The sequence below is a fragment of the Ruminococcus sp. genome (genome assembly GCF_024691275.1).
Classification (GTDB): Bacteria; Bacillota; Clostridia; order Oscillospirales; family Ruminococcaceae; genus Ruminococcus.
This window is the reverse complement of sequence record NZ_JAILNU010000113.1, coordinates 50,899-62,610: the sequence shown is the minus strand read 5'-3', so window position 1 is coordinate 62,610 and position 11,712 is coordinate 50,899. Positions and strand designations below refer to the sequence as shown.

Sequence of the window (11,712 nt, the reverse complement as noted above, 5' to 3'; positions counted from 1 at the left end):
CGGCTTCATGAAGAGAATGGCTACTAAGAACGGCAGAAAGGTTTTAGCTCGTAGAAGATCTAAGGGCAGAGCAAGATTAACTCACTGACGAGGCTGACCACAAAATCTTTATTTTGTGGTCTTTTTTGTTAGGACGGCTATGCAGGTGCAATTATGCTTTATACGGAAATATTGAACGATAACAAGGATTTTCTTACCTTGTACAAGAAAGGCAGGTATGCCGCTTCTAAATATTCGGTCATATATGTCAGACCAAACGGCAGACCTTTCAATCGCCTCGGTATAACCGCAGGAAAAAAGGTCGGCAATGCCGTCTGCCGCAACAGAGCTAAACGACTTATCCGCCTCGCCTACAGGAACGCTGAAATAGCTCTCCCCGTGGGTATGGATATCGTTATAGTGGCAAGATCTGCTATATGCAGTATAAAATCACAGGAATACTGCGGCTATATGGACAAGTACGGAGTAGCTGATATCAATAAGATGTTCAGAAGCTTTGAAAATAAGAATAAGCGTGTATGAAATATATAGTTCTGGGACTTATAAAATTTTACAGAAAATTTATATCTCCGCTTTTTCCCCCTAAATGCAAGTATTACCCTACGTGCAGCACATATGCTCTGGAAGCTGTCAGGCGCTTCGGCGCTGTAAGGGGCACGGCTCTCGCAGTGTGGAGGATCCTCCGCTGCAACCCATGGTCATTGGGCGGTATAGACCCTGTCCCCGATAAGTTCACCTTCAGGGTGAAAAAATACAACTTCATAGACCCTGATTACGGTGATGAAGACAACGAAAAGATAGAGGGATGAATATTGAACGCACTTTATGATATTATCGGTGTGCCTTTCGGCTATCTGATGAGACTTATCTATTCCATTTTCAACAATTACGCTGTAGCTATCATTGTTTTTACGGTAGTTACAAAGATACTGCTCTTTCCTGTCAACTATAAGACACAGAAGGACGCAGCAAGAAGACAGCTTCTCAATCCGAAGCTCGCTAAGCTGAAGAAAAGCTTCGCCAATAACCCACAGAGATTCCAGGAAGAACAGCAGAAGCTGTTCCAGGAGGAAGGCATCAACCCTATGGGCTCGTGTCTCCCCATGTTCATACAGATGTTCCTGCTCTTTGGCGTTATCGACGTTATCTATAAGCCAATAACACATATCCTTGATATATCCAAGAACGTTATCGAAGCTGCCTGCGGTATTGCAGGTGCCAATACAAATAATCTCAGATGTGAGCTCATTACTATGGAGCACGTCAGGGACAATGCCGATAAGTATTCGGCTCTCGGCGAAAAGTTCCTCTCAAAGGTAGTAGAGTTCAACGAGAGATTTACCCTCTTTGGCGCTAACCTCGGTAAAACACCTACGATACACCCCGATTCATGGACAAAGGAAGCGATCATACTCGCTGCTGTACCTTTCCTCGCCGGTCTTTCTCAGCTTCTGGTATCTTTCTACAGCCAGATGCACCAGAAAAAGACAAATCCCGTTGATATGCCGGGCGGCGGCTGTATGGCAGTCATGATGTACGGTATGCCTCTCCTTTCTATATGGTTCGCATTCCAGGTACCTGCAGGTGTAGGCTTCTACTGGATATGGTCATCTGTATTCTCATTTGTTATAACCTTGGCGCTTAACTGCTACTTTACTCCCGAGCGCACTAAGGTGATAAATGAAAAGGAAAAAGAAAAAGCACGAATTTACGCAGAAAAACATCCGAATAAGAAAACCTTTATGCAGAAAATGCTTGAGCAGCAGGCAGCCCTCGATCAGCAGAACAACGGCAGCTCATCATCAGGCAGAGCAAACGGCATCTCTCGTTCTGAGCAGAATAAGCAGAACCGCGACAGGCTCAAGGAAGCAAGAAGACGTATGGCTGAAAAGTACGGCGATTCTTATGAGGATAACGATGATGAGGACTGATGTCCTCAGGGAGGTAATGTATGACTGAAATTTTCACAGCAAGATCCGTAGACGAGGCTAAAGAACTCGCCGCAAAAAAATTCGGAAAAAAGATCAGTGAGATCAAATTCGAGATCGTCGATGAAGGTAAAAAGGGACTTTTTGGTCTCGGTGCTAAGGAAGCAAAGGTAAAGGCTACTTATGAGGAAGCTGTTGCAGCTCCAAAGCCTGCCGCTCCCGTTGTGACAGCTGCTCCCGCACCAAAGGCAGAGCCTGTTACTAAGACAGCTCCCGAGCCAAAGCCGATTGTTACTACCGAGACTAAAGCAGCAGAGGTCAAGCCTGCTGAAACAGTTAAGGAAACAACTACAGAAACAGTTAAAGAAACAGTTAAAGAAACAGCTAAGGAAACAGCTAAGGAAACAGCCGCAGAAAATACTCCTGAGGAAAATGATGAGGAATCCTATTCACTGGATAACTTCACTCTCATCGAGGACGAGTCCCTCGTAAATCCAAAGGTAAAGCTCGCCAAGGACTATATCACAAGTATACTCAGAGCTATGGATATCGAGGTGGAGTTCACTGTATACCAGAATGATACAGGCGCTGTTATCAATATCGAAAGCAACAACAACGGTACTATAATTGGCAGACGCGGCGAGACTCTCGACGCTATCCAGTACCTCTGCTCGATCATCGCTAACAAGGGCGATAAGGACTACTACAGGATCACGATCGACTGCCTCGGCTACAGAAGCAAGAGAAAGGATACTCTTGAACAGCTGGCAGCTAAGGTGGCAAAGGCTGTTCTCAGGACAGGACGTTCACAGCCGCTCGAGCCGATGAACCCATACGAGAGAAGAGTTATCCATTCCGCTATATCAAATATCGAAGGCGTTTCCTCACGTTCAGTGGGCGAAGAGCCTTACAGAAAGATCATCATTTCTTCCAATAACCCAAGAAGCGGCAGAAGAAATGACAGACGCGACAACCGCCGCGACGGCGGAAGAAGAAACGACAGACGCGGAGGCGAAAGAAAGAACCGCGACAGAGAGGTAAATATGGAGCGCAGAAGCGTGAACCTCTCAACAAGCTTCGAGAAGGACTATAAGAGACCAAAGCCTGAGGACGAGATCAAGGGCGGTCTTTACGGTAAGATCGAGCTTTGATTTGAAAATATCTGAAACAACGGCATTATGCCGTTGTTTTTTTAGGAGTGATTAGATGTCAACGATCGCGGCAGTTTCTACGCCGAATGCTGTGGGAGGTATTGCGGTCATACGTATCTCGGGTGAGGACGCTATCAGCGTTGCGGAGAAGATCTTCTCACCTTACGGCAGCAAAAAAGTCAGTGAAATGGAAGGGTATACCTGCGCTTACGGTATAGCTCATGACGGCGGCGAGCGCCTTGATGACTGTATCCTGACAGTGTTCCGTGCTCCCCACAGCTATACAGGCGAGGACGTTGTGGAACTTTCCTGTCACGGCGGTTTGTATGTTACAAGGAAGGTGCTCCGCGCGGCTCTTGCATACGGAGCTGTCAACGCTGAGGCGGGCGAATTCACAAAGAGGGCTTACCTCAACGGAAAGCTCGACCTTACTCAGGCTGAGGCGGTCATGGATATAATCTCTGCCAAGGGCGAGCGTGAGCTGAAAATGGCGGAGAGCCTGCGTGAGGGTACGGCTTTCAAGTTGGCGCGAAAGTGTTCGGAGAAGCTGCTGAAGATACTTGGCGACCTTGCTGCGTGGGCAGATTATCCCGAGGAAGATATCCCAGAGGTGCGTCCCGAAGCTCTTACCGAGGAGCTTACGGCTGTCCGCGATGATCTCCGTTCGCTGGTGAAGAACTACGACAGCGGAAGGATCCTCCGTGAGGGAGTTGCTACGGCTATCATAGGTCGTCCAAACGTGGGCAAATCGACGCTGTTCAATTGCCTCAGCGGCTGCGAGAGGAGCATCGTTACCGAGATCGCAGGCACGACGAGGGATATTATCGAGGAGAGCGTCCGCGTGGGCGATATCACTCTGCGCCTCTCGGACACTGCGGGGATCCATGAAACAGATGATATCATCGAGGGTATCGGTGTTGATATGGCTGAAAAAATGATAGCTACGTCGGAGCTTGTGATTGCAGTTTTTGATGGAAGTTGTCCGCTCACCGAGGACGATTTGTATTTAATTAATAAAGTTAATAATGACAGAACGATAGCTGTGATAAATAAAACAGACGTTGAAAATGTTATTGATGTTTCAATTTTAAAAGATAAGATTCAACATATTGTATATTTATCTGCCAAAGAAAGCACGGGCGTGGACGATCTTCACAGCCATATTGAGGAGATATTGAAGCTGAATGAAGCTGATTTTGACACAGCAACAGCTGCAAACGAGCGTCAGAAAAAGTGTATTGACAATGCTCTTGAAGGTATTGAAAGTGCCATTTCATCACTTGAAATCGGTGAAATGCTGGACGCTGTAAGTATTCTTGTCGATGAAGCGGAACAGTCGCTGCTCCAGCTTACAGGCGAAAAAGTTACCGATGCAGTTGTGGACGAAGTGTTCTCACGCTTCTGCGTTGGCAAATAATGTTTCATGTGAAACAATGAAGGAGGGACAATTGTGATATACGAAATGGGCGAATTTGACGTTGCAGTAGTCGGCGCAGGTCATGCAGGCGTAGAGGCTGCTCTCGCTTCCGCAAGACTTGGCTGCAAAACTGTAATGTTTACGATATCACTGGATCAGATTGCAAATATGCCCTGCAATCCGTCGATAGGAGGAACTGCAAAGGGGCATTTAGTCCGTGAAATAGACGCTTTGGGCGGCGAAATGGGAAAAGCTGCCGATAAATGTTTCATTCAGAGCCGTATGCTCAACCGCGGAAAGGGCCCTGCGGTACACAGTCTGAGAGCTCAGGCTGACCGCGTAAAATATCATAATTATATGAAAGATGTATGCGAAAAGCAGAAAAATCTTTACGTAAAGCAGGCAGAAATTTCTGAAATTGTTGTTGAGGACGGTAAAATTACAGGCGTAAGAACTTCTCTCGGCGCTGAGTACAAGGTAAAAGCTGTGGTAATTGCCACGGGTACATATTTAAAAGGTAAGATTCACATTGGCGAAGTTTCATATGAAAGCGGTCCTGATTCGGCTCTGCCGAGTAAATATTTGTCGGCGAGCCTTATGGAGAATGGTGTGGAGCTCAGGCGCTTCAAGACGGGAACGCCTTGCCGTGTAAACAAGAGAAGTATTAATTTTGATATTATGGAGCGACAGGACGGCGACGAAAAAATCGTTCCTTTCTCGTTTGAGACAGATTCAGAGCACCTTGAGAACAAAGTGAGCTGCTATGTTACATATACAAACAGTAAAACCCACGAAGTGATACTTGCAAACCTTGACAGATCACCTCTGTACTCGGGCAGAATAGAGGGAGTAGGGCCACGATACTGTCCGTCAATCGAGGACAAAATTGTGCGCTTTTCCGATAAGCCGCGTCATCAGCTCTTTGTGGAGCCTATGGGACTTACAACAGAGGAGTACTATTTGCAGGGAATGTCGTCATCGCTGCCGGAAGATGTACAGTTAGCATTTCTCAGAACGATAGACGGACTGGAGGACGTGGAGATCATGCGTCCCGCCTACGCGATCGAGTACGATTGCTGCAACCCGAATCAGCTCCTGCCCACACTCGAATTCAAGAACATCGAAGGACTTTACGGCGCAGGACAGTTCAACGGCAGTTCGGGCTACGAGGAGGCTGGCGCACAGGGAATCGTTGCGGGAATCAACGCCGCTCTCAAGATAAAGAACCGCGAGCCGCTCATTCTTGATCGTGCGAGCTCTTATATTGGTACTCTTGTGGATGATCTCGTGACGAAGGGCTGCTCCGATCCGTACAGAATGATGACCTCACGCAGCGAGTACAGGCTTATTTTACGCCAGGATAACGCCGATCAGAGGCTTACTCCAATCGGTTTTAAGCTTGGACTTATTTCCGCAGAACGTTACGAGAAGCTTCTCGAAAAGATCCGTCTGACTGATGAGGAGATCGAAAGAGTTTCCCACACCAACGTTTCGCCGTCGGAAAAGCTCAATATTTTCCTCGAAGAACGCGGTACTTCGGCACTTACTACAGGCTGCAAATTGTCCGATCTTATCCGTCGTCCGCAGATAAATTATAACGATCTTGCGCAGTTCGATCCTGAGCGTCCGGAGCTTCCGTGGGACGTTTGTGAACAGGTTGAGCTTCAGTTGAAGTACGAGGGATATATCCAGAAGCAGCTCGTTCAGATCGAGCAGATGCGAAAAATGGAGTCCAAGAAGCTACCGAAGGACTTGGATTATAGCCTTGTTTACGGACTTCGTCTCGAAGCTGTGGAGAAGCTCAACAAAATAAAGCCCCTTTCAATTGGTCAGGCTTCTCGTATTTCGGGAGTATCTCCTGCTGACATCTCCATGCTTGCAGTATGGCTGATGCACGAGAAAGGAGAGGAAAATGCTTCCTGATTTTGAACTATGTTGCTCTGATTTTTCAAGCGTTGGGTTAACTCTTACGAGGGAGGTTTATGAAAAGCTTGAAATTTATGCGGAATTTCTTGTTGAGTATAATAAAAATGTGAATCTTACTGCTATTACTGAGCCTGATGAGATTCTCCGCAAGCATTTTATTGATAGCATCATGCTGTCAAAGTATATTGATATTCCCGAAAATTCGAGTCTTATTGATGTGGGCACGGGTGCAGGGTTTCCGTCTGTACCGCTGAAGATCTTCAGACCCGACATTAAACTCACACTTCTCGACAGCTTGAACAAGCGTATTGATTTTCTGAAACAGCTCTGCGAAAAGCTTGAAATTGACGCGGAGTTTATCCACGGAAGGGCAGAGAATATCTCGAAAAAAGCTGAATACAGGGAAAAGTTTGATTTTTCGTGTGCTCGTGCAGTTGCTAACATGGCTCTCCTCAGCGAGTTTTGTATACCTTTTGTAAAGGTGGGAGGAGCTTTCTTAGCAATGAAGGGCCCTACAGAAGATTTCTCTCTTGGCAGAAACGCAATTGAGATACTTGGCGGAAAACTGGGAAAAATTCACGAATATGATATTTTTGATGAAAAGCGCAGGATCGCTGTAATTGAAAAAATATCGCAAACTCCGCCAAAATATCCTCGCAATAGCAGTCAGATCAAGAAAAAAACTCTGTAAAAAAATGATATATTGTCGATGAAACCGCTGTTTTCTTGTAAAATGGCGGTTTTTTTGTATAGAAATTATTTCCCGTGAATGTTAGAATTTAAGTATAATAATTCTCTCGGAGGTAATTTTTATGGCAGGTTTTCTTAATTTTGCTAAAGAAAAGTCAATAAACAAAGTCGTTGAAATATCAGTTGCTGACATTATTCCAAACCCCTATCAGCCTCGGAAGAACTTCACTGATGATCTCACTCCTCTTGCGGAGTCTATCGCACAGAACGGCATATTGCAGCCCCTTTCCGTTCGCAAAAAGGACGGACATTTCGAGCTTATCGCGGGTGAAAGGCGGCTTCGGGCAGCGAAAATGTGCGGGCTTGAAGTCGTTCCGTGCATTGTTCACGAGGTCAGTGACAGGCACTCCGCGGTTCTTGCACTTGTGGAGAATATCCAGCGTCAGGACTTGTCATTTTTTGACGAAGCTGCCGCAATTGAGAAGCTCATCTCTCACTACGGCATGACGCAGGAGGACGCTGCTGCAAAACTCGGACGCGCTCAGAGTACAATTGCCAACAAGCTTCGTCTGCTGAGACTTTCCGAAAAGGAGCGTGAGCTTATCATCAGGTATAATCTCACGGAGCGCCATGCAAGATCGCTGCTCAGACTTGGCAGTGTTGACGACAGAATGTTTATTCTCGAAAAAATAATCAAGAGTAATCTGAATGTAGAGCGCTCCGAGCATCTTATCGACGAGTTCATCGGCAGTCAGAAAAATAAAGTGAGCTACAAGAAGCGTTCGGTGGTGTTTCAGAACGTGAAGATGTTTGTGAATACCATAAACAAAGCCGTGGAGACCATGCAGGCAGCCGGAATCTCCGCTGATTCGAGAAAAATCCAGAGTGAGGACTACATCGAGTACCGCGTCAGGATACCTATACAAAAGAAAATCTGATCTTTGAAATGTTTCACGTGAAACTTTTTTTGTCAAACATATCGTTTGAATTGTTTCACGTGAAACTTTTTTTACGTTTCTCAGCCTGCGAATGTTTCATGTGAAACATTTTTTGAAAAAAATCCTTGTTTCTTATTTACATTGCGAGTGAAAAGTGATATAATATTATAAGTAAATTTGAAAGGAAGATTCTATGGGCAAGATCATTGCGGTTGCCAATCAGAAGGGCGGCGTAGGAAAATCAACTACTGTCATAAATATTGCAGCTTATCTTGGCTCTCGCGGATTCAAGGTGCTGTGTATAGATTCTGACCCACAGGGAAATACGACTACAGGCTTCGGCATCAAAAAGAAGTCCGTAAGCTCGTCGACTTATGATGTTATTACAGGCAAGACAAGAATTCAGGAAGCTGTTATCACCACTGAGTTTGAAAATGTTTCTATCCTGCCTGCTACAGAAGCTCTTGCAGGCTGCGAGATTGAGCTTGCTGAGTACGAGAACAGGGTCAACAGACTCAAAATGCAGGTGCTGACTATCAAGCAGGACTATGACTACATCTTCATTGACTGTCCTCCTGCACTTGGTACGATCACTATAAACGGTATCGTTGCTTGCGACAGTATAATCGTCCCCATGCTTGCGGAGTTCTACGCACTTGAAGGACTTTCACAGCTTGTGAATACTATTAAGATAGTTAAAAATAATTATAACCCGGCTCTTGAGATTGAGGGAATACTCTTTACAATGTTTGACGGCAGACTTAATGTTGCAAATGACGTTGTTTCAGAAGTCGAGAAGTACTTCCCCGACAAGGTGTTCAAGACAAAAGTGCCTCGAAATGTTCGTATTTCAGAAGCTCCCAGCCACGGAAAGCCTGTAATGTACTACGACAAGTCCTCAAAGGGCGCAGAATCCTATGAGCTTGTCTGCCATGAGATACTCGGCGAACCTCTTGAGCTTCCAAAGAAGAAAAAAGTCTTCTCTTTCAAAAAAAATAAGAAAGGAAAACGTTCGTCCTGACGAATGAGGTTTGAATATGGCAAAAGGTGGTTTAGGTGCAGGACTTGACACGCTGTTCAGCGACAACAGCAACGACATACAGGTCAAGAAAACTCTGCGCACCTCTGAAATAGAGCCGAATCGTGACCAGCCGCGTAAGGCGTTCAGCGATGAGGCGATAACCGCTCTTGCGGATTCTATCCGTGAGCACGGTATGCTCCAGCCGATTCTCGTCCGTCCGATAAGTACGGGCGGTTATCAGATAGTTGCAGGTGAAAGAAGATGGCGCGCAGCCCGTATGGCAGGGCTCGATGAAGTACCTGTAAATATCCGCGAGCTCTCCGATCTGGAGACAATGCAGATCGCAATTATCGAGAATCTTCAGCGTGAGAACCTGAATCCTGTTGAAGAAGCTGCGGGATATAACGAGCTTATCGAGAAGTTTGGCATGACACAGGAAAAAGTGGCAAAGATGGTTGGGCGTTCACGCTCGGCAGTTGCCAATGCAGTAAGAATACTTTCACTTCCCGAAAGAGTTCTGAAAATGCTGGAAAACGGCGAGATCTCAGCAGGTCACGCAAGAGCGCTGCTTGGCTTTGAAGACGAGGAGATGCTCATTGCTGTAGCTTTGAAAGCTGCTGACGGCGGCCTCACAGTAAGACAGGTGGAGAAGGCTGCACAGAAATCAGCAGAGCACAGTGAAGAAGCTGCAACCAGCAAATCAAATGCTAAAATAGATAATTATTTTAAAGAAATGGAACTCTCCCTTAACGAGCGCCTCGGCAGAAAGGTCAAGGTGGACTACGGTAAGAACAAGGGAGCTCTCATACTCGAATTCTATGACAAAAATGACCTCGCAGTTCTGGCAGAAAAGCTGGCAAAAGAGGAATAAGGAGAATAATTATGATAGATATTAAACTGATAAGAACAAATCCCGAGCTTGTTAAAGAGAACATCAAGAAGAAGTTTCAGGACGAAAAGCTCGAACTCGTTGACAAGGTAGTCGCTCTCGACGAGGAGTACAGAAAGACTAAGACAGAGTGCGACAGCCTTCGTAACGTCCGCAAGGTAAGAAGCAAGGAGATCGGCGGCTACATGGCTAAGGGCATGAAGGACGAGGCTGAGAAGGCAAAGGCAGAAGTTACAGAGCTCGGCGACAAGCTTGCTGAAATGGAAGCTCTTGAAACAAAGCTTGAAGGCGAGATCAAAGAGATCATGATGGTAATTCCTAACATTATCGACGACAGCGTCCCGATAGGCAAGGACGATTCAGAAAACGTTGAGGTCGAGAAGTTCGGCGAGCCTGCTGTTCCTGATTTTGAAGTTCCTTACCACGTTGATATCATGGAAAAGGTAAACGGTATCGACATCGACAGCGCAAGAAGCACAAGCGGTAACGGTTTCTATTACTTAAAGGGAGATATCGCACAGCTCCAGAGCTGTATCCTTTCTTACGCAAGAGACTTCATGATCGACAAGGGATTCACATACTACATTCCGCCTTTCATGATAAGAAGTGCAGTCGTTACAGGCGTTATGAGCTTCGACGATATGGCTAACATGATGTACAAGATCGAGGGCGAGGATCTCTACCTCATCGGTACTTCCGAGCACTCTATGATAGGAAAGTTCATTGATACTATCCTTCCTGAGAGTGAGCTTCCACAGACTCTTACAAGCTATTCGCCATGTTTCCGTAAGGAAGTTGGCTCAAAGGGCATCGAGGAACGCGGTGTTTACCGTATCCACCAGTTTGAGAAGCAGGAAATGGTCGTTGTATGTAAGCCTGAGGAGTCTATGGACTGGTTCCACAAGCTCTACAGCTATACAGTTGAGTTCTTCCGCACACTTGATATACCTGTACGTACTCTTGAGTGTTGTTCGGGAGACCTTGCAGACCTGAAGGTAAAGTCCATCGACGTTGAAGCATGGTCACCTCGTCAGAAGAAGTACTTCGAGGTAGGAAGCTGTTCAAACCTCGGCGACGCACAGGCTCGTCGTCTTGGCATCAGAATCAAGACAGAGGACGGAAACAAGTACTTCCCACATACTCTTAACAACACAGTTGTTGCTCCTCCGAGAATGCTTATCGCATTTGTTGAGAACAACCTCAACGAGGACGGTTCTATCCGCATACCAAAGGCACTCCAGCCATATATGCGCAAGGATATCATCAAGGTTCCCGAGAAGAAGTGAGCAGAGAATAGCAATTAGCAATTAGAAGGGCGGCATTTGCCGCCCTTTAATTATGCCGCTATTGTAGGGGCACACTGTTTGTGTTGTAACATGATGCTATTGTTCGTTATCCCACTTTGCTGGCAGCGTGACGCTGCACCCTTGCCCCGTTGTCGCTCGTAAACTCGCTCACTCTAATCAATAGCTCATACACGTACTCGCTTACGGCACTGTTTGTGTTGTAGCATGATGCTATTGTTCGTTATCCCATTTCGCTGCTGTACAGAGACACATTGTTATAACGCCAACTGTTCCTCCACAAATAGAGCCCAATAGAAAAATTAACATAGATTCACCTTATTTCTTTTTGGTTCTGATGATATTATGTGCAATTTATTTTTTTCTAATCATATTCAAATATGAATATTTTTCTTACTGATATGACATAATAACAGAAAATCATTTAAATTTGTTGCAAATGCCACTT

General features: G+C 45.8%; 13 protein-coding genes. 12 read left to right on the top strand and 1 reads right to left on the bottom strand.

Annotated elements, in window-relative coordinates; translation table 11 throughout:
- The 12 genes from rpmH to serS form a co-directional block, all read left to right on the top strand.
- On the top strand, positions 1–88 hold an 88-nt coding region (gene rpmH / locus K6G33_RS14585), incomplete at its 5' end, for a 50S ribosomal protein L34 (RefSeq protein WP_296725395.1).
- Positions 89–153: 65 nt separating this feature from the next.
- Entirely contained in the window at positions 154–522 is a 369-nt protein-coding gene (gene rnpA / locus K6G33_RS14580; protein ID WP_173450240.1) for a ribonuclease P protein component, read from the top strand.
- A complete protein-coding gene (gene yidD, locus K6G33_RS14575) occupies positions 519–809 on the top strand; it encodes a membrane protein insertion efficiency factor YidD (RefSeq protein WP_296780903.1) in 291 nt (96 codons plus the stop codon). The genes rnpA and yidD overlap by 4 nt, the downstream gene beginning before the upstream one ends.
- A gap of 3 nt (positions 810–812) precedes the next feature.
- Complete coding sequence (locus K6G33_RS14570) at positions 813–1,931, top strand: YidC/Oxa1 family membrane protein insertase (RefSeq protein ID WP_296780901.1); 1,119 nt, start codon at positions 813–815, stop codon at positions 1,929–1,931.
- 20 nt (positions 1,932–1,951) lie between these two features.
- Positions 1,952–3,079, top strand: a complete 1,128-nt coding sequence (jag, locus tag K6G33_RS14565) for an RNA-binding cell elongation regulator Jag/EloR (RefSeq protein ID WP_296780898.1) — start codon at positions 1,952–1,954, stop codon at positions 3,077–3,079.
- Between the two features lie 55 nt (positions 3,080–3,134).
- Complete coding sequence (gene mnmE, locus K6G33_RS14560; protein ID WP_296780896.1) at positions 3,135–4,496, top strand: tRNA uridine-5-carboxymethylaminomethyl(34) synthesis GTPase MnmE; 1,362 nt, start codon at positions 3,135–3,137, stop codon at positions 4,494–4,496.
- Between the two features lie 33 nt (positions 4,497–4,529).
- Entirely contained in the window at positions 4,530–6,419 is a 1,890-nt protein-coding gene (mnmG, locus tag K6G33_RS14555; protein WP_296780894.1) for a tRNA uridine-5-carboxymethylaminomethyl(34) synthesis enzyme MnmG, read from the top strand.
- Positions 6,409–7,113 (top strand): 16S rRNA (guanine(527)-N(7))-methyltransferase RsmG, encoded by a 705-nt coding sequence (gene rsmG, locus K6G33_RS14550; protein ID WP_296780892.1) that lies wholly within the window; start codon positions 6,409–6,411, stop codon positions 7,111–7,113. The genes mnmG and rsmG overlap by 11 nt, the downstream gene beginning before the upstream one ends.
- A 121-nt stretch (positions 7,114–7,234) precedes the next feature.
- Complete coding sequence (locus K6G33_RS14545) at positions 7,235–8,050, top strand: ParB/RepB/Spo0J family partition protein (RefSeq protein WP_296780890.1); 816 nt, start codon at positions 7,235–7,237, stop codon at positions 8,048–8,050.
- Positions 8,051–8,243: 193 nt separating this feature from the next.
- Positions 8,244–9,071: a ParA family protein gene (locus tag K6G33_RS14540; protein WP_296780887.1), complete on the top strand. Its 828-nt coding sequence runs from the start codon at positions 8,244–8,246 to the stop codon at positions 9,069–9,071.
- Positions 9,072–9,087: 16 nt separating this feature from the next.
- Positions 9,088–9,942 (top strand): ParB/RepB/Spo0J family partition protein, encoded by an 855-nt coding sequence (locus K6G33_RS14535; RefSeq protein ID WP_296780884.1) that lies wholly within the window; start codon positions 9,088–9,090, stop codon positions 9,940–9,942.
- 11 nt (positions 9,943–9,953) lie between these two features.
- Positions 9,954–11,246, top strand: a complete 1,293-nt coding sequence (gene serS / locus K6G33_RS14530; protein ID WP_296780882.1) for a serine--tRNA ligase — start codon at positions 9,954–9,956, stop codon at positions 11,244–11,246.
- Between the two features lie 231 nt (positions 11,247–11,477).
- Here the strand turns inward: serS and K6G33_RS14525 are convergent, their stop codons facing one another.
- Positions 11,478–11,573: a DUF3789 domain-containing protein gene (locus K6G33_RS14525; RefSeq protein WP_296780881.1), complete on the bottom strand. Its 96-nt coding sequence runs from the start codon at positions 11,571–11,573 to the stop codon at positions 11,478–11,480.
- Between the last annotated feature and the right edge of the window lie 139 nt (positions 11,574–11,712).